This is a genomic window from Haloferula luteola (assembly GCF_014201715.1).
GTDB classification, from domain to species: Bacteria; Verrucomicrobiota; Verrucomicrobiia; order Verrucomicrobiales; family Akkermansiaceae; genus Haloferula; species Haloferula luteola.
Map to the genome: position 1 here is coordinate 25,281 of NZ_JACHFD010000015.1, position 21,125 is coordinate 46,405.

The 21,125-nt window shown below is 59.6% G+C and carries 18 protein-coding genes and 1 riboswitch; of the genes, 8 read left to right on the forward strand and 10 right to left on the reverse strand.

What is annotated here, in order from left to right; genetic code table 11:
• Nucleotides 1–12: 12 nt before the first annotated feature.
• The 8 genes from HNR46_RS14295 to HNR46_RS14330 all read right to left on the reverse strand — a co-directional run bounded on the left by HNR46_RS14295 (nucleotide 13) and on the right by HNR46_RS14330 (nucleotide 10,081).
• Nucleotides 13–3,702, reverse strand: coding sequence for a hypothetical protein (locus HNR46_RS14295; protein ID WP_184019970.1), 3,690 nt, complete (start codon nucleotides 3,700–3,702; stop codon nucleotides 13–15).
• Nucleotides 3,703–3,804: 102 nt separating this feature from the next.
• A complete protein-coding gene (locus HNR46_RS14300) occupies nucleotides 3,805–4,506 on the reverse strand; it encodes a YfgM family protein (protein ID WP_184019972.1) in 702 nt (233 codons plus the stop codon).
• 12 nt (nucleotides 4,507–4,518) lie between these two features.
• The gene (locus tag HNR46_RS14305; protein ID WP_221285179.1) at nucleotides 4,519–5,538 is read right to left on the reverse strand and encodes a vWA domain-containing protein; all 1,020 of its coding nucleotides are present in this window, start codon (nucleotides 5,536–5,538) and stop codon (nucleotides 4,519–4,521) included.
• 22 nt (nucleotides 5,539–5,560) lie between these two features.
• Nucleotides 5,561–6,475, reverse strand: coding sequence for a vWA domain-containing protein (locus tag HNR46_RS14310; RefSeq protein WP_184019974.1), 915 nt, complete (start codon nucleotides 6,473–6,475; stop codon nucleotides 5,561–5,563).
• On the reverse strand, nucleotides 6,472–7,233 hold the full coding sequence (locus tag HNR46_RS14315; RefSeq protein ID WP_184019976.1) for a hypothetical protein: 762 nt from the start codon (nucleotides 7,231–7,233) through the stop codon (nucleotides 6,472–6,474). The genes HNR46_RS14310 and HNR46_RS14315 overlap by 4 nt, the downstream gene beginning before the upstream one ends.
• Nucleotides 7,230–8,096, reverse strand: coding sequence for a DUF58 domain-containing protein (locus HNR46_RS14320; RefSeq protein ID WP_221285180.1), 867 nt, complete (start codon nucleotides 8,094–8,096; stop codon nucleotides 7,230–7,232). Before HNR46_RS14320 ends, HNR46_RS14315 begins: the two co-directional genes overlap by 4 nt.
• Nucleotides 8,097–8,102: 6 nt before the next feature.
• Nucleotides 8,103–9,089 carry an AAA family ATPase gene (locus tag HNR46_RS14325; RefSeq protein WP_221285181.1) on the reverse strand — a complete coding sequence of 329 codons (987 nt, stop codon included), beginning with the start codon at nucleotides 9,087–9,089 and terminating at the stop codon, nucleotides 8,103–8,105.
• A gap of 134 nt (nucleotides 9,090–9,223) precedes the next feature.
• Nucleotides 9,224–10,081 (reverse strand): helix-turn-helix domain-containing protein, encoded by an 858-nt coding sequence (locus tag HNR46_RS14330; RefSeq protein WP_184019980.1) that lies wholly within the window; start codon nucleotides 10,079–10,081, stop codon nucleotides 9,224–9,226.
• An 82-nt stretch (nucleotides 10,082–10,163) separates the two neighbouring features.
• On the opposite strand from HNR46_RS14330, the gene HNR46_RS14335 reads away from it, so the two are divergent.
• The 5 genes from HNR46_RS14335 to HNR46_RS14355 all read left to right on the forward strand — a co-directional run bounded on the left by HNR46_RS14335 (nucleotide 10,164) and on the right by HNR46_RS14355 (nucleotide 13,418).
• Nucleotides 10,164–10,544, forward strand: coding sequence for a hypothetical protein (locus HNR46_RS14335; protein WP_184019982.1), 381 nt, complete (start codon nucleotides 10,164–10,166; stop codon nucleotides 10,542–10,544).
• 114 nt (nucleotides 10,545–10,658) lie between these two features.
• Nucleotides 10,659–11,483, forward strand: a complete 825-nt coding sequence (locus tag HNR46_RS14340) for a PEP-CTERM sorting domain-containing protein (protein WP_184019985.1) — start codon at nucleotides 10,659–10,661, stop codon at nucleotides 11,481–11,483.
• A gap of 80 nt (nucleotides 11,484–11,563) precedes the next feature.
• Complete coding sequence (locus tag HNR46_RS14345) at nucleotides 11,564–11,758, forward strand: hypothetical protein (protein ID WP_184019987.1); 195 nt, start codon at nucleotides 11,564–11,566, stop codon at nucleotides 11,756–11,758.
• 158 nt (nucleotides 11,759–11,916) lie between these two features.
• On the forward strand, nucleotides 11,917–12,600 hold the full coding sequence (locus HNR46_RS14350) for a hypothetical protein (RefSeq protein ID WP_184019989.1): 684 nt from the start codon (nucleotides 11,917–11,919) through the stop codon (nucleotides 12,598–12,600).
• Nucleotides 12,597–13,418, forward strand: coding sequence for a hypothetical protein (locus HNR46_RS14355; protein WP_184019991.1), 822 nt, complete (start codon nucleotides 12,597–12,599; stop codon nucleotides 13,416–13,418). The genes HNR46_RS14350 and HNR46_RS14355 overlap by 4 nt, the downstream gene beginning before the upstream one ends.
• Nucleotides 13,419–13,428: 10 nt before the next feature.
• Here HNR46_RS14355 and HNR46_RS14360 read toward each other — a convergent pair whose 3' ends face one another.
• Nucleotides 13,429–14,655 carry a hypothetical protein gene (locus tag HNR46_RS14360; RefSeq protein WP_184019993.1) on the reverse strand — a complete coding sequence of 409 codons (1,227 nt, stop codon included), beginning with the start codon at nucleotides 14,653–14,655 and terminating at the stop codon, nucleotides 13,429–13,431.
• 176 nt (nucleotides 14,656–14,831) lie between these two features.
• Nucleotides 14,832–14,954: riboswitch (cobalamin riboswitch) on the forward strand.
• A gap of 148 nt (nucleotides 14,955–15,102) precedes the next feature.
• Here HNR46_RS14360 and HNR46_RS14365 point away from each other — a divergent pair.
• Genes HNR46_RS14365 through HNR46_RS14375 form a run of 3 tightly spaced genes read left to right on the forward strand, consistent with a single transcriptional unit; the run spans nucleotide 15,103 to nucleotide 18,773 of the window.
• The gene (locus HNR46_RS14365; RefSeq protein WP_184019995.1) at nucleotides 15,103–15,873 is read left to right on the forward strand and encodes a DUF4465 domain-containing protein; all 771 of its coding nucleotides are present in this window, start codon (nucleotides 15,103–15,105) and stop codon (nucleotides 15,871–15,873) included.
• A 21-nt stretch (nucleotides 15,874–15,894) separates the two neighbouring features.
• Complete coding sequence (locus tag HNR46_RS14370; RefSeq protein ID WP_184019997.1) at nucleotides 15,895–17,865, forward strand: TonB-dependent receptor domain-containing protein; 1,971 nt, start codon at nucleotides 15,895–15,897, stop codon at nucleotides 17,863–17,865.
• The gene (locus tag HNR46_RS14375) at nucleotides 17,862–18,773 is read left to right on the forward strand and encodes a PEP-CTERM sorting domain-containing protein (RefSeq protein ID WP_184019999.1); all 912 of its coding nucleotides are present in this window, start codon (nucleotides 17,862–17,864) and stop codon (nucleotides 18,771–18,773) included. Before HNR46_RS14370 ends, HNR46_RS14375 begins: the two co-directional genes overlap by 4 nt.
• On the opposite strand, the gene metE is transcribed toward HNR46_RS14375, so the two are convergent.
• Nucleotides 18,763–21,051, reverse strand: a complete 2,289-nt coding sequence (gene metE / locus HNR46_RS14380; RefSeq protein WP_184020000.1) for a 5-methyltetrahydropteroyltriglutamate--homocysteine S-methyltransferase — start codon at nucleotides 21,049–21,051, stop codon at nucleotides 18,763–18,765. The two genes, HNR46_RS14375 and metE, sit on opposite strands and share 11 nt — an antisense overlap.
• Nucleotides 21,052–21,125: the final 74 nt, after the last annotated feature.

Genomic DNA, 21,125 nt, shown 5'->3' on the forward strand with positions numbered 1-21,125 from the left:
GCTGGCTACGCCTCAGGCGAGCTGCCATCGACGTGCGATCGCTTCCAGAACTTCTCGATCAGATGGGGATTCTTCCCGGCCAAAGTGGGTCGCTTCCAAGCTGGTGATCTCCTCTTCAATCTCTGCTTTCGCCGTCGCAGAGAGATGGCCCCGCTCTTGGATCCTGCGCAGGTATCCAATCACGCTCACGGCATGAATCCTCGACGGCAATGGGAGCTGATCCACCACCTCGACCTCGGGCCGCCTGCGACGTTTGGCCATCGCCGTTCCACCCAAGGCAACCACTGCGAGCAGACCGCCTCCAATCCAGGCCCAGACCGGTTGCCGTTCCGAGACACCTAACATCACCTCCTCGCCCACCGGCTGGAGATCCACATCCACATAGCGTTGTCGCAACAGCCCGTCCTCCTTCGCCACCTCCGCCTTCACCGCAGGAAAGTGAAAGCTTGCAGGCAAGACTCCGTCTTGAGGCTTCAACTCAATCCGCCATTCATGTTCCGACAGGGGCGCCAGATCTTCCTCCGCAGCATCAAGCTCCACCACTCGTAGACCGCGATCCTCAATGGCCCCTTTTTCAAAACCCTCCATCGCTCCGAGTAGCCCCTCCAAATCCGGCACCAACCCATGAGCGCTTGCCTTCACTTCCAAATACAAACTTCCTTTCTCTGCATGGCTACGCTCATCCAGGGTCTGCACCACCTTGAGATCTCGGAAGGGTCGGGGTTCCGCTTCACCCGCATCGATCGGAACCTCAGATGAAGCGATAGGAAGCACCACGTACCCCGACGTATCATTGAAATCGAGGTCGATCTTCAACGGCGGGACCCGGTCCACCTGCGGACCCTTTGGCTTCAGAAGAAAATAGGCGTAAGGCGTACGCCTCCATCCGAACTCGGCATCCGTGTGTGACTCGATCTTCTCACTGTGAAAGGTCAACGAGACGACCTCAAAGTGTTCCTCCAACACCGCCCGCGCTGCTTTCTCAAACTTATCTCGATAGTCCTCAGTCGGGCGACCGAAGTTCCAGGCGTAGGGCGAGTTGTTTTGATTCTGAAGATACCGCTGAAATCCACCCGCCTCTCTCTCAATCTCCTGAGTGTGCCGTAGATCCACCCGAAGTCCAAACGGATCATCCGTGCCGACACGATCGGAGCCGTCAATCTCCGCGCGCAGCTCAATCTCGGTGATGAGATCCCGATAGTAGGCCAGCACCTCATCCGCATCGCGCAGGGCCTCATGCCCCCCCGCAATTTCTGACGCCGCCTCCAGATATCGGAGTTTGAGATCCGGCGCGACGTTGGCGAGGCGGTTGTTGAGCGTGGTGGCAAAAGCTTTGCGATGCCGCTCGCCCAACTCACCAGGAAGAGCATCCAGCGCCGATTTGATCTTTGGAAACTCAGCCGGCGTGGCCACGTGATGGCTTTTCAATGCTTCCAGAGTCGGTGAACCGAGGGCGGCAAAGAACCAAGTTTCGAAAGGCTCACTGGATTCCTGAGTCAGGTCCTCGACCGGCAGGGTCTTCACATAGCTCGCAGCGGCAGCACCGAGGTGATCGAGCGCGGCCCGCTTCTCAGCGGCATGCTGGTTCTCCGGCCCCAGGCTGCTACGGTAATTGCTGTGTTCAAACTGCAAGGCCGCTAGCTGTTCCTCCAATCGCCAGGCCCCCTCTGGGTCATGAGTCAGAGCCTTCTCCAAGACAGCTTCGGCAGCGACATACCCCTCAAGGATTTGCTCTTGCAGCTCCTTATCCTTACGCTTGGTCTGATAGGCCTGTTGCAACTTGGGATTGGGCCAGAGACCTGCGAGATTCAGGCGCATTTTCCCAACGAGTGCCGCTAAAGTCTTCGAGTCCAAGGTCTCCGTGTTGCCAAATACCGAATCGACGGCTTCCACCCGCCACACCTCCGCCTGACTGTGACAGGAAATGAAGGCGTTCGCCAATTCCGCGTAGAAGCTCTCCCCCAGATCGAGGGCCGCAATCCCTTTCACCAGCCCTGCCAATTCGACCAAATTCCTTTCCTGCTTCGATCGCGTCAGCGGGATCGAACCCGACTGGTTGTTGAACCCATAGAAATACATGTAGCGCGAACGGTAGTCCTGTTCCTCGTTCGGATTGTGGTTCTGTGTCCAGACGCGGATCAACTCGCGCACCAATTCTTTCGCCTGCTTTGGATCGGTGGCGGCAATGGACTTGATCCAAGGAAGGGCCGCATTTTCCTCCTTCACCTTCAGCAGCAGATGGGCCGTTGCCAGCATGCAAGCATCCCGCGTGGAAGCATCAACCGCCTTCAGCCACCTTTCATCCGGGCGGTAATCGAGAAGTTGACCCGCCGGGATCGGTCGAGCTCCCGATCCTTGATAGCCCGTATCCGGCCGTTCAAAGAATAAATTACCCCAATCATCGTATCTCGGAACCATTCTCCGAGAATTACTCTGATCTTTCAATTGAGTCACCTCTGCCTCGTGCTCCCACTGTTGGGCAAACAAAGCAAAGATCCCCGACCACTCAGAAGCGTCGAATTGCTCTCCGGCGAGCAGAGTGGTCACAGCGGCATGCTGCAGCTTCAGTTGCTCGAGCCGGACCGCTTCATTAGGATTCTCCTGACTTTGCGCGGTCAGACTCCCCAAAGACGCCAGGAGCTCCACGCCTTCTCCTTGAGCATCGGCAAAGGTTCTTTCCAGCCACTTGCGACCCGTTTCATCTCCGAGTTCTGGAATGATCGACAAAGCTCGAAACAATGCCTCGGCTTTGGCATCGGTGGGAGCTTTTGAATCCGAAAGGAAGGAAGTGGAAATTTCCCAAGCCAAGGGCATCGCATCCTTACCAGCAGCAGAAGGATCGGTGCGAAACCACTCCACCCAGTACCGGGCAATCAAATTCAGAGCAGCATAGTCGTTCTTCTCCCTGGAAGCCTCCAACGAGGGCAAAAACTTTCCAGCTTCCACCACAAAACCGGAATCGAGAAGAAACTCGGCAGCGCGATTCCGATCAGCGAGATCTTTCCCCCCAAATTGAGAAATCCCAGAATCCAAGGTGTCGAAAAACGCCTGAGGTGGCCGAGGATGAGTCGGCAGCAACTTGACCACCTTTGCCATCGCCTCCTTATCGGGTGGCTTCGGTGCAGCAGCGATCAATCCCAAGACATCATCCGGAGACATCACGGCCGACTGTTGGTACGGTTTCGCCCCTTGCAGTGCCAGGGCCGGGGCCGGCTGCACTTGCAAGACTGACGATAATTTTTCAAGCAGCGATTGATAGGCCTCCATCGCCATCGACTCCGGCAACTCGCCGAGGAAGACCTTCACCTGATCCCACCTCCCGAGCGCGACGTCGCGACGATAGGCATTCGCCCGGTTCCCGAAATCGGCCAGCGCGCGATCGTCCTCAGAGGATTCGGCGGGTTCCACCTTCGCTTCACCCTCCTCTGCAGTCGCGCCACTTTTCTCCCCCTCTTCCGCAGCCTCATTCCCTTGAGCTTCTTCCAACCTCACCGCCAAGATTCCCTGCGGAGTGCGGTCGATCTTCAACTCGTTCAGCACCGCCATCTGGCGTTGTTCGGGAGTGACCTTCGGCTTCTTGCGGCTCTGCTCAATGAGCTGGCGCAGTTGGTTAAAATCCAGCCCCTGCTCCGCCACCCCTTCTTGGGCCATCAAGGGCATGGTGATCAGAGCGAGAGAAAGCGTGGCCAATCGGGCATTCATAGCATCAGAGATCAGGAAACAGAGGTGGAAAATGGGAGTCAAAGACGTGGCTCTCCCGCCCGGGGTCTCGGCGGGACGCCAACAATGAAATTCAGAGCGAGATTAGGATCCGCTTCCATCCACAGGAGGACCGGCACTCGCACCCCGAGCATCTTCGGTCTTCTTCTTGCCGACTTTGTTGTTCGGCTTGCACTTGCCCGACTTGCAATTGCAGGGCTTCGGGATCGCTTTGCCGTAGAGCTCTTCCGGCTCGGTCCGGGCCAGCCGGATCGCCGACTCCAAATCGTCCGAATGGCGTGCCACCGCTTGGGCATCACCGGCAGCCTCAGCCCGCTCGACCAACAGCTTGCGCTCCTGCCGGGCTGCTTCAATTTCCGGTTCCCAGTCCGTATCGGGCAACCCCTCAAGTTTCATGAGGTAGGTCATGTAGTACCGGGAGGTCGCGAGCGTCGCGAGTGCCTCATCTCGCACCAGCGGATCGGCATCGGGATCTTTCTCCATTTCTTCCGCAAGCACCACCAACTCTTCGCGGGCTTTGGGCAATTCGGAGGACTCCATGCGGGCTTTTGCCAGCTCGAGACGGATCCTCCGCGCCTCGGCAACACGGTCCTTCGGGAGTTTGGCAAGGCTGGCTTCAAATGCAGCCACTGCCGCTTTCGGATCCCCGGACTGAGTCGAGGCTTGAGCTTGGTCCAGCAACGCATCGGCCGCGTCAAGACGCAGACCTTCGCGACCTGGACCATAGTGATAGGCCAGCAGGCCCAACGGGCAGAGACACCATAAGGTAAGAATGAGAATCTTCATGGCAGGTTTCGATCATGGAACAGTTTGACGGAGACTCCCTGAGAACGGAAGTCGGGAGTTGCCGGATTGTCTTCTCCGGTTCGGCCCGGGATCCCAGGCCGAACCGAAGAAGTCCAGCAGCAGTGGAAGGCCGGCCAGCAGACCGGCACCGAGGCAGGAAAGAAGAAGGGCAAGCTCTCGCCGCCCAGGAAGACGGGAATCGCCATCCATCGCAACGGTTCCCAAACGGTGCAACACGGCCGTCGGCACCAACTTGGCATTGCCGTCGAAATACTCGCCTCCCAATCGGGTCGCGATCTGGCGCAAGGTGGTGCCGTCCTGGCGGGAGTTCCGTCCGTCGATGAAGCTCCCTTTCAAGGGGTCACCCACACCGGCAACCAGGACACCGCCGATCGAGGGCGGCATTTTAGGCATCCCTGTTGCAGGCACAGTGTCGCCATCGCTGATCAACATCAAAGTCGCCGAACCCGCCGGCCATTTCGCGGCAATCCGAGCCGCTTCCGCCAAGCCGTCGAAAATCCGCGTTTGCCCGGAAGGAAACGCCTGATGCATCGGCAAATCATTCATGAGGTTTTCGACCACTTCCAGATCGCGGGTTTCCTCCACCACCGGTTTGGCTCCATTGTATACCGCCACCACCGTCGTGTGGAGTTTGTCATGGGCGGTGCGGGCGATCACCGATTCCAGCACGGCCCGTGCCCGCGCCATGCGACTTTCCTTACCCGTCGCGCCCGCATCTTGCAGCCTCATGCTCGGAGACACGTCCAATACCAAGAGCAAATGCTGGCGCTCCTTTGGATCCACCACCCCTTCGCGATTCGACCGGTGCGCCGCAGGCGGCAAAGTCCACAAAGTCGCCAACCCCCACACCAGAGCGGCCATCCCGATCACCCTCAGCAACGGCGAACCCCTCCCCAGCCACGACGGCTTCCCGCCAGGGCCAAAAGCCAGCATCGACACCTGGCGCACCCGCCGAAAATGCAAGGCCTCCGCTCCGGTGACGAGCACCAAAGTGGCCAGAGTCAGCAGCATGGGGAGTGGCATCGTCATTCCATCACCAAGGGGTATGTCGCCAACCAAACAAGGTTCCGAGATAAAGGGTCCCGATCCCCAAGCCCGCGAGCGCAAACGGCTGGAAGAAATCCACGGGATCGGGAACGACCCGCTTTAGAGGTGCCTTCTCCATCTCATCAATGTGCGCAAAAATCGCCTTCAACGCAGCGGGATCGCCTGCAGAAAAGACCTCTCCTCCCGTCACCGAAGCAATCACTCCCACCTCATCCGGTGCCCCTCCTTCAGCGACGTGAATGCCGTAAAGCTTGATTCCATTCTCTTTCAGGCTTTGAGCGATCACGAGGTCCTGCCCGTTCATCAGGTCATAACTCATGCCATCCGTGAACAACACGATCATCCGGTCACCGGACTCGCCGGCGAGGAGGGTTTTTTCCGCCGAGCGCAGTGCCATGCCGATGCTCGTTCCTCCAAACCAGGGCGGCAGGGTACTGGGATTGAGAAACGGAGGAGCACACCGAAATGCCGAAACATCCGTGGTGAGGGGTACCCAATTCAACACCGCACTGCCGAATACCGTCAGCCCAAAGGCATCTCCTTTGCGGAACGAAATGAAATCGTTCACCGCCTCCATCGCGGCATCGTAGCGAGTCCCCGAGCCAAACGTCGCCGTCATCGAACCCGACACGTCGAGACAGAAAAGAATGTTGGTCATTTCCCGTTCCGATCGCGGCTGCTCGAACCTCCGAGGACCTGCGAGGATCACCACGACCAGCGACAGCAAGATGGCCGGCAACATGTCAGCAGACTTCAGCAGAAAGCCCATCCAGCGAACCCTCCGGAATGGTTGATGATCGAATGGCAGCGGAATCCGTCGACCTCCCCGTTTCCAGAGAATCACCGCCAACGCCGCCGGCACAACGAGCAACACCAACATCCATGGATGGGCGAAAGTCATGCGCGATAAGGGGCCAACAAAGATTCGATCTCCACCGCTGAGGTCTCCTGAGTGGGCGCGTGCAGCCACCTCTCCAGGGCCAGCAAAAGGGGTGCAGCTTCCGCATCGCGACGCAAAGCCGGCAGCAATTCGGCCGGAGGCAACTGGGCCCACTCAGGGCGGCGCTCCCGCCAATGAGCAAGGATGAGTCGCTCCAGTTGGGCTCGATCCTCCGCCGAGCCATCTCCCTTGGCCGCCCGGTCCAATATCGGGCGAAGCCGCTCTGCCAAGCTTGCCGGTACCTGGGCTGCTTCCACCACTTCACCCGCGCGCCGCCTCTTCCACAAAAGAATCGCCACCAAACCCACCAACCATAGAGCCGCGAGGAGAGCCATGCGCGTGCGGTATCCCCCCACCTCGGGCATCTCAATGACCCGACCTTCATGGGGAGGCTTCAGTCCCGGGGGCATCCCGCTGGTCACCCGAAAGGGAATCGCTTCGATCGCCACAGACGTCTCCAGAAAATCGGCGAGATGGTAGTCACCCGGCTCGAATCCCTGAATCTCGAAATCATAGCGGAAACCCTCTTTCGCCGGTCGCACATCCAAAATCCGAATCGAGACCGGCTGCTCGCGATCTCTGCGCGGCAGGGGCTTCACCTCGCCGCCGGGAAGATACACTTCTCGAAGAACCAAGGGCAATCCTACGCGCTGGCTTGGCAGCTCCGCCCAAGCGGAGAGCCCGAACGCCAGCATGGCGATGACAAGGCGAAGGATCACGATCGGCTGCGGCGGGTGAGCCCCCCGCGAGCGCGGAGGAAGTGACGAAGGGACCCGAGGAACGGCTCCCCCGGGCGAATCAGAAAATGGTCCAAGGAAGCCTGTTTCATCGCTGTCGTCAGATCGGCGGTGGTCGAGAGCAGCTTCGTCCCATGCGAAAGCACCTCCCGTCCCGACTCCACCTCCCGTCCACGAAACCAACCGGCTCCTTCCAATTGATCCTCTGCCCGATCACGAAAAATCAGACAGAGGCAGTCATGGCGAGAGCCCACCAGCTTCATCGCCGCCAATGCATCCGGATCGTGGAAATCACTCAGCACGATCAGTAACGATCGCTGCGTCAACGACGGTTCCAGACCCAGCAATCGCTGCCCCAGCGTGGTCGGTTCATCAAATCGGTAGTGCCGCAAGGCGTGCAGCCACTGCAGCAATACATCGCGCGACAGACTGGGCTGCACCACCAGATCGCGGCCGCCCACTCCTAGCACACCCACGGGGTTGATCTGATCCAAACAGGCCATCGCAAGCCCCCCCGCCACCTGAACGGCCAACCCGTATTTCCCGGGTGGGGTCGAAGCCAGGGCCATCGATGCTGAGGTATCGACCACCAGCCAAACCGGCATCTGCTTGGGAGTCTCGAACTGCTTGACGTGATGTTTTCCCGTCCGTGCGGTGACTCTCCAGTCGATGGCCTTCACTGGATCTCCCGCTTCATAACGCCGTGATTGCACATACTCGATCCCCTGCCCGAGGAACGGGCTCCGGTCCGTCCCGTAACTCAGGCTGTCCGCGAGCCGTTTCACCGCCACCAAAAACTGGCGATGGTCCAGCGGATCTGAAGAAGTGAGCGTCGCATCCATCATGCCCAATCAGGATACAGAGGCTTCCAAGATCTCCCGCAGAACTCCTGCGGCCGTCTTCCCCTCAGCCAACGCCTCATACGTCAGCCGGATCCGATGCAGCATCACATCCTCTGCCAAGGCGAAGAGATCCTCCGGAACCACATAGTCACGACCATGCAGCAATGCCCGCGCCCGTGACGCCTTCAGCAACGAAATCCCCGCACGCGGAGAACATCCCAATTCCAGATCCGGGTGATGGCGTGTGCGCTCAATGACGTCGACCACATGCTTCAAAAAGACATCGCTGACATGAATGCCATTGGCCGCCTCCATGGCATCCACCAAATCGGCCTCCGTCCCGATCGCCTCCTCACGGATCATGTCAAACTCGGTCCTCGCTACCGCGCCAGCTCCGTCACGCTTGACGCCCAGCTTCAGGTTGCGGCGGAGGATCTCCTCTTCATCCTCCGGGGTCGGATATCCGAGCCGATGGCAGAGCATGAACCGGTCGAGCTGAGCCTCCGGCAACTCGAATGTTCCGCTCTGCTCAATCGGATTCTGGGTGGCAATCACCAGAAATGGAACGGGCAGCGCATACGATTGATTGCCGATGGTCACCCGGCGCTCCTGCATCGCCTCCAACAACGCGCCCTGCACCTTGGGCGCGGCGCGATTGATCTCATCCGCCAGCAAAAGATTGGTGAACACCGGGCCGTGATGCGTTCGAAACTGGCCACTTCGTTCATCCAAAATCTCCGATCCCAGAATGTCCGACGGCAGCAAATCGATGGTGAACTGAATCCGCCGAAACGCCAAATGCATCGCTCGTGCCAGCGTGTTCACCAACAAGGTTTTCGCCAATCCCGGCATCCCTTCCAACAGCAAGTGACCACTGGTTAGCAACGCAATCAGCATCCGCTCCACCACCACATCCTGACCCACCACAATCGTTCCCACCCGTTCCCGGATTTCTTGCAGATACGTCGTTGGATCCAAAACCGGGGAGGGGGCCATGCTCATGAATATTCCAAGGTTGCCCTATGTCATTGCCGCATTCGTGGGGATTTGTCTGTAAAAAGCTGCGTAAAATCCTCCACCGAGACCGATATTTTCTAACATCCGCCCCAGATGATAAAAGGAAGCGATCCCTAACTCATTTTCGCCCATTCCCCTGGCGACTTGCCCGTCTCCTCACGGAACGCCTTCGCAAAGTGACTGAGGCTCTGATAGCCCACCTCGAGAGCCACCTCCGTGACCGTCGACCCGCTCGCAGAAAGCAACTCACAAGCATGCGCAATGCGGATCTTTCTCAGGTGTTCCCGTAAATTCAGACCGGTTCGCTGTTTCACCATCCGGCTGAGATGGGTCGGCGACACTCCGCATTCTTTTCCCAAACGCTGCAAATCCATCGGCTCGGAAAGCCTCGCTTCAAGGACTCCCAAGGCCCTCGCCACCGGATCACTGCGCTTGCGGATGGCGTGACAAAATCCCGCACCCGCATCCGATCGCCCCGTGCGAAACAATCGCACCGCCGCCCATTCCAAGACCCGCGCCTCCACCCGCAAGCTCTCGCCGGGATCGCGGCCCGTCATCCCCTGCAGACCTTCCAACAGCTCCCTCTCCGGGCCACTCATCAAGCCCGCAAATGCCATCTTTCCTCCCCCCTGCAACCACTCAGCAAAGCGCGGGTGCACCAGCCGACTGCTCTCGCCAAGCTTGCGTGCCATCCATGCCCGAGAAATCACCACCACCTCCGCCACATGATCGCCCGGAAGTCGCGTCCACCGCCACTTCTCCTCCGAATCCTCCCCAAAGATCGCATACATCCCCGGCCGCAAAAACATCCGATCCTCCGCACCCCAAATCACTCCTTCACCCGAGTGATTCAACCACAACCACACCTCCCCCGACACTCGGGTTTGCCACGTGCTCCCCGCATGCACAGACCTCCCACCAAGGCGCCAACACGACACCCCGCCAAGGTCCATCCATCGATCCAATCGCATCCCGCCCGCTTCATTCCATACTCCGCGAACCCACGCAAAAGTTTTTATTGAGATTCATTCGCATTTAAATCAGATTTCCTGGGTGACCTCCATAGAACTGCAGAATCTGCTGTCGAGGGTGACCCCGACCACCGCTGAAGGTGCCGACTTGCTGTTGGATCTGCGCGAGCTGCTCCTTTCCCACGGGCATCCCGGGAAATGCGTGCGATGCTTCTTTGATCTGCTGGGTGACCTCGACCAGCCAGGCGTCCTGCAACCTTTGCGGCATTGGCTGGAACAGCACTTGGAGGTCGAGGTGACCGCTGCCGGCACCCACTTGGAGCGCCTTCCGGTCAAGCTTCATGGAACCGGATCTCTCGAAGACCTCTGCCTTCGTGCCATCGGCACTCTTCGCGAAGATCGGGCTTATGCCCACCCTGACATCCGCCTGCGTTTTTGCTATAAAGACGCGGTAGGAGTCTGAGAGGGAAAGCTTCGCAAACCATCGCCGTGTTGCAGCAAGGCATCGTTAGCGGCACCGCGGCAAAGTCGGGAATCCTCAGGCAACCTCCACCGGAGGAACCTGAATATGAAACCAATGATTCCCATCATCCTTGCGCCTCGTCGACCGAAACCCCTGGCCGTCATTTCGACCTTCGCCTGCATCTCTTTCATCAGCCTGCTGGCAGGGCCGCGGGCGGAAGCAGTCACGACCCTCACCGCACCTGGCACCACAGGCGATCCCTTCCTCGATCCGGCAGTCACCGGGAGCTCAGTGTCCAGCTCGGTTTGGAACGAACTCAGTCAATCCACACTCAGTGGCTACGGCACCTACCCTGGCGCCACCGCCTGGCCGGCACCCATCTCACCCCAGTCAGGCGATGCCACACCTGAATTCGACAAGGTCTCGGGAAATGCCTATCCCGCGAGTTCTTCCATCTACCTTGGCGGGTTCTCCAGCACCCCAAACGCAGACGGCGCCTCCTTCGCGATTTCCGAGAGCAGCCCGGTCAGTGGGCTCCAAACCCTCGTCTTCCAAATCCAGATCGGAGAAGCCTTCGGATACGATTTCAAGGACGGCATCGAGCCCGTGCTGAGCTACACCACAGCTTCCGGCACCGTGACAGGATTGGCCGCCGATTTCTCGGTGGTTTACGATGCATTCCAGAATGGGGAAATGTCCGGTGAGCCGGTCTACGTCAACACCTACGCGCTGCAATGGGATCTCTCCGGAGTCTCCGAGGCCATCAGCGGATTCAGCATCACCTTCGATGGCGTTCAACATGCCACCCTCTACGGCATGCGCTTGGATCAGGGCAGCGACGCCGCCAACAGCCTCCTCCCCGTTACGGTCCCTGAGCCCGCCGCAGCCCTGCTCTCCGGCTTGGGCATGCTCGCCTGGCTGAGAAGGCGCCGTATCTGAACGATGACAACTTTTCGTCGCCTCGCGCTCAAGGAAGTGTTATGAGTATTCTGTTCGTCCAACATCATCTTGATCGATCCATGAAGACTCTTACTTCCACCAAAGCCTGTGCCGATTGCATCCACTGGAACTCAAGCGATGAGGGGGAAGGCGAATGCCGCCGTCATGCCCCTCAAATGATTGCGTTTGAAGTTGATGACGAAGTCGTCCTCGAATCCCGGTTCCCGATGACGGCGGCAGAAGATTGGTGCGGGGACTTTGAACCTGGCACGTGAGTTCCTTCCTCATCGGGCACTCACTTCCCTGAATGATCCACCTCTGCCGCGGACTTCGGCGGCAGAGGTTTTTTGTGGCCGCGAAACTCAAGCTGCCATCGCAAGCCCGCAATCCAACGCGCGTCAATATCTCCAGATTGCAGGCACATTGCTGCACCATGCGAAGCTTCCCGCGCAGCAAACCGCTCCAACCCCTCGCCACGGTCTACCGCACCGATCTCCCGATGGGCGAGTTATGCCGACACCTCCCCGGCGTCACCCGGATGATTCTGCGGTCCGATGGACTCACCGTGGCCAAAATCACTCGGATCTCCGCCCTCGGCACGGCCACGCGCGATCCAGAAAGTGGGCTCCACCTTCACCATCCTGAACAGCTCACTCCCCATCTCGTGCGCTGCCCGGCAGATGCCACCCTGACCTGCGTCCTCCGCTCCAGTACCGGAGAAACGCCCCTCTCCCTGCATTTCCCTAGCACCCCATGGGAATCGCGGTCCACTCGCCGCCTCCTTGACGAAACCCACGCCCACCCGGTCGAAGTCCCCGGAATCTGGTCAGAAGGCGCCGGGGCCTGGCTCGATGAGGGACTCCACCAATCCCTCCGCTTTCAGGCCGAGATGCTCCATCTCCTCTCGCTCCTCGACGAATTTCGCACCGTGACCCTGCACGTCCAACACGCCTCTTGCTCCCTAGAAACCACTCTGCGCCCCACCTTCATCGATCTCGATGGCGATCTGCTTCGGTTGTCCGATCGCCATGGTCACCACGCCGTTCACCTCCACCCGCACCGCGTCCGCGCCGCCATGGACCACCGACATCTTCACCTCCATTCCCTCACCGCATGAATCCACCTGCCCTCGAAAAGCCCGTGCGACTCGATCCTCGGTCCCCCGAATTCTGGACCGGCCTCTCTTGCTTGGGCCCCCTGAACCTGCAAACCCGCACTCGCAGTCTCGAACTCATCCAATCCGCCGATCCCTCTGATACGGTCTTTGTCGATTCGGAGCACGCCTGGTTCCCCTCCTTGGGATGGAAAATCCGGCGCGATTCCGTGGTCGCCGCCCACGCCTGTCCGCTCCCTTCGCTACCCGAACACGTTGGCATCATCGAAATCGACATCGATCAGGGCCACGAACGGGTCGGCCTCGCCCCGTTTTCTCGATCATCCACCAGCGGAACCTTCCATCAATTGATCGGAAACTTCGGCATCCATGAACTTGAGCCCACAGAACTCGCCCGATGGCGAAAGTCCCAGCAAGCCCCGCTTGAGATGTGCCCCTGTTGCCAATCAGCAGCAGTCGAACGACGGGCCTTCCCCGACCTCCATCCCTTGTGCAGCATCCTCGCCGAAGTCGCTCTGAATAAGCTCGAAATTCTCATCGAAACCGCTTCACCTTCCCTTTCCGTTTCTCAGTTTTTGCGCCCGGATCAGATCGATACCTGCGATGGCATCATCGCCCGCTCCCTTCTTCCTCCCTCTCTTTTCCGGGTCGATCCCCTGCTCCTTCATGCTCTCTGGATTTTCCCTCAAGCCGTCGATGGAGAACGGCGGACGGTCCTTCACGCCTATGACCCCCTCGGTCAGCGCATCCTGGCGATTTCCTGCCCCAACCCCGATCAACTGGCGACCTGGCAAGGACTCGCCAAAGCCTACTATGGTTGATGCCCATGGCTCATCGGCCATCGAGACGTGCCTGCCATAAAGCGGCCGCCTCTGGATCGGCGGATTCCAAATATCGAACCATCCCGGCGATGGCAGATCGGGTCACCTCGGAATCGGGTGCCGTCGCCAACCATGCCGATGTCGCCGCCGGGTCTTGGGCACTCCATTCCTCGAATCGATCGCGGATTCCGTCGGAGGACCAGTGCGTGCCCAGCACTTCCAAGAACCCGGCTTGCCCCGTCGTCGCCGTCCGCGACGCGCCCGCAACGTCGCAGAATTTCGTGAAATCATCGAACTGGATCCACCGTTCGCCTGCCACCTGAGACCAAACCCCTGCCGCCGTTTCGTAGGGCAATTCCGTCAACGGCCACTGGCTGGATCTCCAGGCAAACGCTGCCATCGAATCGTCCTCGTCTGGCAACCCGGCAATCCACTCGACCGCATTCTGCACATCGACATTCGGACCCTCGATTTGCTCCAAAAAAGCCGCCCTCGTGCCTTGGAAGAGTTCGTTTCCAGTAAGGCCCAAGGAAGAGTTCGACAACCATTCTCGTGCTGCCACCGGATCCTGCCGGATCCAACCTTCGATGACAGCGGTGCGCCCCCCCAATGAGGCCAACTCTGGATGTTCGTCGAACCACTGCATCGCGCCTTCCGGATCGACCGTTCCCCACCCTCGAGCCACCGACTGCAGGTCCTGGGGAGGCAATCGAGGAGGATCTTGATTCGATAAATACGCCAAGGCTCCCTGAGGATCGATCTCCCCCCACCGCGTCGCAAAATCCCCATACTCGTGAAAAGTCCGGCCCAATTGATGGATCTCCAAGAACATTTCGTGCAATGCCGGACCATCCTCCGCGCGCATCAATTCAATGAGCAGTCCGTAATTCCGGGTCCTGCGTCGGAAGTTGGGATCGTTCATCACCGTGCGGCAGGCAGAAAGCAGTTTCTCATTCACCTGCCCTGGCACTGCCGCCGCCTCAATTTCGACCAATTGGTTAAGCAATCGCGCCGTTTCGGCATCCGGCATGGCTGCCGCGGGGGAGGCATCCCGGATCTCTCCACCGCGCTGAGTCCACTTGTTCGACCTCTCCGCCCCGTCACCCTCGCCCCTCTCTCCCGCCTTCACCACCTCTTGATGTTGATTCCAACCGTAGATCCATCCCCCGGCGGCAAGCAGGCCTAGCAACCAGGTGCTCCAAGATTTCGACCGACCAGAGGATGGATTTTCATTCATGATGGAAGAGCTGACATAAGTCATGAAAGGCCAACCCATCACAAGCAAAAGCCAATCAATTTCCCGAACCTCGGAGAATCATGCCCGCGAATCGATGCCGGAAAATTGAGCGATCGTGCCTTGCCGGACCCAGCATGCTCCGCTTTTCTCGGTCCGACGCTGACGCCGGGATGCATGGAATCCGGTGAAAATCCGGAACAGACGCGCTGCGGTAACTGGTCACGAATTCCCAAATTGCCAATCTTTGCTCGAGCGGAGGTGAAGGCGGGAAGGAGGTTTGGCACCAGGAGTCCGAAAACTTCGTCCCGCAGGTCGCCGTTCGTTTCCGTGGAATCCGAGCCACGGAAATTGACCCACTCCTTCGCGACCCAAGGAGTGACGGGAAGCCGTCGTCGGGGCCTTGGCTCCCGACGCGTTCTCGCTCGGCCATCAACGAGAACTCCAATCATGATTCCACGTATTGTCGCCGCAGCTGCCCTCTTGGCCAGCCTGCCTGCCCTCGCCGTTACCGTCACTTTCGAAGACCTGACTCCGTCCACCGCCTACGCTGGCGGAGGAGCCTACGAAAATGGAAGTGCCCTTGCCGGTTCCTTCACCTCCGGCCCTCTCACCCTCACCAACAACTACAACTCCAGTTGGGGTTCCTGGTCCGGCTGGGCATTTTCCACCACCACCGACATCACCACTCCCGGTTACGACAACCAATTCAGCGCTTTCGCCGGGTCCGGAGCTGCGGGCAGTGCCACTTATGCCATTGCTTACAACGACAGCACCATCGCCATTCCCAGCGGCTATCAGATTGCCTCGCTGAATCTCACCAATACTACCTACGCCGCTCTCTCCATGCGAGATGGTGATGCCTTCGCCAAACAATTCGGCGGCACTTCGGGCGACGACCCCGACCTCTTCCAAGTCGTTTTCACCGGTTACCTGAGCGGATCCAGCATTGGCACCGTTACCTTCGACCTCGCCAACTACACCTTCAGCGACCCCTCGCTCGACTACCTCGTCGCCGACTGGATGGAAGTCGACCTCTCCTCTCTGGCGGCCGCCGATGAAATCAGCATCACCTTCACCTCCACCGACGTCGGGGCCTGGGGCATCAACACCCCCACCTATCTCGCCGTCGACAACATCGTGCTCAACGCCGTGCCCGAACCCAGCATCCTCCTCCTCGGTGCGCTGGCTCCCGTGGCGTTGCTTCGCCGCCGTCGCTGACGTCGACCCGTCGTCACTCTCGTGAACGCGAAATGGGCCTGCTTGTTGCTCCTCGCCCCCCTCTTCGGGGCTGAGGAAGAACAGGACGTGTTGCCGACCTTGGTCGTCGATGCCGATCAGCCCAACTCAGTGCTGCCAGCCCATTTCGCGGGCAACGCCACGGTGATCGACGCCGAAACCATCGCCCTCTCCGGATCGCGCTCCGTCGCCGACCTGCTCGCGGCAGAAGGTGGTGTCCGTTTCACCAGCACCTCAGGCAATGCCGCCGATGGCACCGCCCACCTGCGGGGGTTTGGGGAAAACGCCGCTTCACGAGTTCTGATCCTCGTCGATGGCCGTCCCATCAATCGCGCCGACATGGCTTCCGCCTCATGGCTGGAAGTCCCCATCGCCCGGTTGGAGCGTGTTGAAATCCTCCGCGGCAGTCAGACCGCACGTTTTGGAGATCATGCCGTCGGCGGCGTCATCCATCTCATAACCAAACAACCCGGCTCCCCCCATACCTCCATCGAAGCCGCCGCCGGCAACGATGGCACCTCGATCCAACGCCTCTCCCACCAACAACCCATCGGCCAACACGGACTCACCTTCGACTTCGAGCGCAACCTCACCGACGGCTGGAGAGAAAACGCTGGCCATGAACTCGAATCCGCCTCTCTCCGGTGGACCACTCCCCTTCTCCCCGCTCTCGAAGCCGACTTCGGCCTCCAATGGGCGGATGAACGAGGGGGGTTCCCCGGGCCTTTGACCAAGGACCGCCTTCTCGCAGACCCTCGACAATCGATCTACGCCCTCTATGGCCAGGCCGATCAGTATTTCACCGAACAAACTCGCTGGAGTGGTGATGCGACTTTCACCGCCCGACGGGATGCCTGGACATTGGAGCTGCCAATCTCCCTCCACCAGCGCGACCTCGCCTGGAATTTCGGCCCCGGCTTCCACACCGACAACCTCCTCGCAACCTACCGGCTTGCTCCGCACCTCGCGTGGGACACCGAGCGAATCTCCCTCCACGCAGGAATCGAAGCCCAGCAGGACACGCTCGATCTCGCCCAGTTCGCAGAAATCGAGAGGATTCACCGCACCTCCACCTCCTCCCTCGAACGACAGGTATTCTCGCTTCATGCGGGTGGCGAGGCGGAGCCCTGGGATGGGCTCCACCTGACGGGCGATTTTCGTTGGACGCGGGCCACCACCGACGCCCGCTCAAAGAGCCTCATTGCCCCCAAGGATGCTTCCCTGAACTTTCAACGAGGCAATCAAGAGTCGAACACCGCCATGCAGCTCGGCCTCCGCTGGGAACCGACCTCCAACACGGCCACTTGGCTTCGCTACGATCGTCTCTACCGGCTCCCTTCCACAGATGAGATTGCCTCTTACCAAGGCTTCCCTCTCACCCAACCGTTCAACGATCAACTCCGCGCCGAAACGGGTCGCCAATTCGAAATCGGAGCCGAATGGCAACCCGGTGCATGGACTTTCCGAACCAACGGATTTGTCCAATGGTTAGAAGGAGAAATCCTCTACGACTACCATCAAAACCTGAACGTCAATCTCGCGGACACTCGCCGCGCCGGATGGGAAACCTTCATCGGCTACCAATCCCGCCACTGGGACGCATCCATTCAAGGCACCACCCTCAAGGCTGAATTCGAAAATGGCCCCTACTCGGGCAAGGAAATCTACTTGGTGCCCCGGCATGAGCTCACCGCCACACTCACCTGCCGCCCCATCGACACTTTTACTCTGCAGGGAGAATTCCAGCACGTCAGCTCTTCCTACGAAGGCAATGATTTCCTCAACACCCAAGAGAAACTCCCTGGATACAACATCTTCAACCTTCTCATCAGCTACCAAGCGCGACCCGGATTATCTCTCTACTGCCGGATCAACAACCTCCTCGACGAACGCTACTCCACTCTCAAATACAGCGGACTTTGGTATCCTGCCGCCGGCCGCCAATTTCTCCTCGGATTCCGCCTTGAACGATGAATGCCCTCGCCTGTCTCTTCCTCGCCACCGCGCCCATCATTGCACTCGCTGGTCCCTATTCGGGAGCCGCAGGCACCACGGGCAGTGAAGCCATTGCCATGGGCGACAGCCGCTTTCTTGGCTGGGCATCCGGCCACAGCGCGCTCACCTACGGCAGCGATGTCGACAGCACCTGGCGCACTCCGGCAAAAGCCACAGGACCAGCCACCGGCGATTCTTTCGACATCGTATGTCTCGGTAATGGGGGCCGCATCACCCTGATCTTCCCCCTTCCCGTCTGTGATGGCGATGGACCTGACTTCGCCGTCTTCGAAAATGCTTTCAGCAATACCTTCCTCGAACTCGCCTTCGTCGAGGTCTCCAGCGATGGAGAGAATTTCCACCGCTTCCCGACCGCCTCCCTCACCGCTTCCCTCGTAGGGGCCTTTGGCACCGTTGATCCCACCCAGATCGATGGTTTTGCCGGCAAGCATCGACTCGGGTACGGCACCCCCTTCGACCTCGCCGACCTCCCTGACGATCCGACCTTAGACAAGCAGTCCATCCGCTTCATCCGCATCGTTGACATCATCGGTGACGGCAAAACCAAAGACAGCAGCAACCGCCCCATCTACGATCCGACTCCCACTGTGGGCAGCGGGGGCTTCGACCTGGAAGCCGTTGGCATCCTCCACGCCAATGACGGCCCGATTGCGACCCTCGATCTCGCCAAGATCGAGGATGGCATCCGGCTCCATTGGGAAAGCAACCCCGGTAGCACCTATCAGGTCGAGACCAGCTCGACCCTCGTCGATTGGGAAATCGCTGAAACGATTGCCGGCAGCCCGACGGGAAGCCTCACTGAATGGATCTCACCGCCGACCACCGAAACTCACCGCTACTGGCGCATCGTACGTCTTACCCAGTAGTCAGTAGTTCCCGCTCTTTCACTTCGGCCGCCACCCGCTCAGCGGCCTCCACAAGGTGCGCCAGGGCCGCACGAGTTTCCTCCCACCCACGCGTCTTGAGGCCACAGTCAGGATTGACCCACAATCTCTCTGCTGGCAGCACCTTTAGACCCTGCCGCAGCGCTTCCGCCATTTCCTCGACCGAGGGCACACGAGGCGAGTGGATGTCCCAAACCCCCGGGCCCACCGCGGACCCCAGACCGGCTTCAACCAATCCACCCCACCCGCTGGAGCCACTTCTTGCAGCTTCCAGCGTGATGACATCCGCATCCAGCGCCGCGATTTCTGCCGCCACGTCCTCGAACTCAGCGTAGCACATGTGCGTGTGAATCTGAGTCGTCCCCGCCACCCCTGAAGTGGCAAGGCGGAACGCTCTCACAGCCCCATCAAGATAAGCCCGGCGTTCCTTCGGCGCCAAGGGCAGCCCCTCCCGCAATCCGGGCTCATCCACCTGGATGATTTTCAGCCCTGCTCGCTCCAAATCCACCACCTCGGCGCGGATCGCCCACGCCAACTGCAGGGCCACCTGGGACCGCGACAGGTCATCCCTCACAAAGCTCCACTGCAAGATCGTCACCGGGCCCGTCAGCATCCCCTTGAGCGGCTTGCTCGTCTTCGCCTGCGCACGCCGCAACCGATCGACGGTCATTGCTTGAGACCGGAAAATATCTCCCCAGATCACCGGAGGCTTCACACAACGGGACCCATAGCTCTGCACCCACCCCTGTGCCGTGACCACCATTCCCTCCAGCAGCTCCCCAAAAAACTCCACCATGTCGGTGCGTTCGAACTCACCATGGACGAGAACGTCCAAACCCAAATCCTCCTGAATGCGGATCGCCTCAGCCGTCGCTACGTCCAATCCCGCTTCGTAAGCAGCATCTCCAAACAAGCCCCTTCGGTACCGGGATCGCAGCGTGCGGATATCGTCGGTTTGAGGAAACGAGCCGATCGTCGTCGTCGGGAAAAGCGGCAATCCGAGGGCTTCCGACTGAAGCGCCCGGCGTCTCTCGACGGGCTCCGATCGCGAGAAACTTTCTGCGGAAAGATTCGCCAACTCTGTTCGCAATCCGGAATCTTCCACCCCGGCATGTTGCCGCCTCCTCCTCGCCGCCTCCGCAGCGGCGGTGCAGGCATCCACCGGCCGCTCAGCAGCTGCTACCGCTCCGATTTCGGCCACCTTCTCTCGCGCAAACGCCATCCAACTCCGCAACTCCGGATCGAGGGTTTTCTCCCTATCCACCGAGTGTGGCACATGCAGTAGCGAGCACGACGACCCGATCCACAAGTGATTCCCCCGATCCCGAAACCCTGCCACCCGATTCCTCAACGCATCGAGGTCTGCTCGCCAAATTTGCCGACCATCGATCACGCCCAGAGACAACACCTTGTGCCGTGGCCACTCCTTCCGCAAAGCGTCCACCTCCGCCCCTGCACGGGTCACATCGACATGAACTCCATCGACTGCCGATGTGGCCAAAATGGACCGCGCGGGTCCCAAGCCTCCGAACGGCACGGCCAATAGAATCTTTGGCCCATCGGTCAGCGCCTCGCTCCAACAAGTCTTCAACGCCCCCAACAGGACTCCATCCTGACGCTCTGCCAAAATCGGCTCACTCACCTCCACCCACTCCGCTCCTGCCCGTCGCAAATCTCTCAACAGCTCACGATAGACCGGCAACAGCCGACCCAATGCCTCCAGGGGATCGCCCCCATCACGGCGCTTCGACAGGGCCAAAAACGTCAACGGACCGACCATCACGGGCTTCGCACGAAATCCCGCTGCGATCGCTTCACGAGTTTCTCGAATCGGCTTGTCCCAACCGCGTTGAAACTCCGTGTCTTTCTCAAGCTCAGGCACGAGATAATGATAGTTCGTGTCGAACCATTTCGTCATCTCAAGTGCCGGCACATCCGGGGCACCGCCCACCCGAGATCGCCCTCGAGCCATCCGGAAATATCGCTCCAATGTCAATGGCACCCCCGATGGGCCAAAACGCTCGGGAACCACCCCCAAGACGCAGGCGAGATCGAGCATCGAATCATACAGGCTGAAATCATTGACCGCGACAAAGTCGAGCTCCGCCTGCTCCTGCCAGTGCCGATGTCGCAATTCCGTCGCCACCCTGTCCAACTCTGCAGCACCATGCTGCCCGCGCCAGAATGCCTCCAGTGCCTTCTTCAACTCCCGGTCCTCCCCGATCCGGGGATACCCCGATACATGCGTGGTCAAATTCATCTCGACCATCCTTCACCGACACCCCACATGAACCAAACGCAGGTTCCTCATCATGATCCACCATTGCATTCATG

Bases quoted from the DNA above. Each gene is read 5' to 3' on its own strand.
- HNR46_RS14295 (WP_184019970.1), bottom strand. From the start codon at position 3,702: ATGAATGCCCGATTGGCCACGCTTTCTCTCGCTCTGATCACCATGCCC.
- HNR46_RS14300 (WP_184019972.1), bottom strand. From the start codon at position 4,506: ATGAAGATTCTCATTCTTACCTTATGGTGTCTCTGCCCGTTGGGCCTG.
- HNR46_RS14305 (WP_221285179.1), bottom strand. From the start codon at position 5,538: ATGCTGCTGACTCTGGCCACTTTGGTGCTCGTCACCGGAGCGGAGGCC.
- HNR46_RS14310 (WP_184019974.1), bottom strand. From the start codon at position 6,475: ATGACTTTCGCCCATCCATGGATGTTGGTGTTGCTCGTTGTGCCGGCG.
- HNR46_RS14320 (WP_221285180.1), bottom strand. From the start codon at position 8,096: ATGATGGATGCGACGCTCACTTCTTCAGATCCGCTGGACCATCGCCAG.
- HNR46_RS14325 (WP_221285181.1), bottom strand. From the start codon at position 9,089: ATGGCCCCCTCCCCGGTTTTGGATCCAACGACGTATCTGCAAGAAATC.
- HNR46_RS14330 (WP_184019980.1), bottom strand. From the start codon at position 10,081: ATGCGATTGGATCGATGGATGGACCTTGGCGGGGTGTCGTGTTGGCGC.
- HNR46_RS14340 (WP_184019985.1), top strand. From the start codon at position 10,659: ATGATTCCCATCATCCTTGCGCCTCGTCGACCGAAACCCCTGGCCGTC.
- HNR46_RS14345 (WP_184019987.1), top strand. From the start codon at position 11,564: ATGAAGACTCTTACTTCCACCAAAGCCTGTGCCGATTGCATCCACTGG.
- HNR46_RS14350 (WP_184019989.1), top strand. From the start codon at position 11,917: ATGCGAAGCTTCCCGCGCAGCAAACCGCTCCAACCCCTCGCCACGGTC.
- HNR46_RS14355 (WP_184019991.1), top strand. From the start codon at position 12,597: ATGAATCCACCTGCCCTCGAAAAGCCCGTGCGACTCGATCCTCGGTCC.
- HNR46_RS14360 (WP_184019993.1), bottom strand. From the start codon at position 14,655: ATGAATGAAAATCCATCCTCTGGTCGGTCGAAATCTTGGAGCACCTGG.
- HNR46_RS14365 (WP_184019995.1), top strand. From the start codon at position 15,103: ATGATTCCACGTATTGTCGCCGCAGCTGCCCTCTTGGCCAGCCTGCCT.
- HNR46_RS14375 (WP_184019999.1), top strand. From the start codon at position 17,862: ATGAATGCCCTCGCCTGTCTCTTCCTCGCCACCGCGCCCATCATTGCA.
- metE (WP_184020000.1), bottom strand. From the start codon at position 21,051: ATGAATTTGACCACGCATGTATCGGGGTATCCCCGGATCGGGGAGGAC.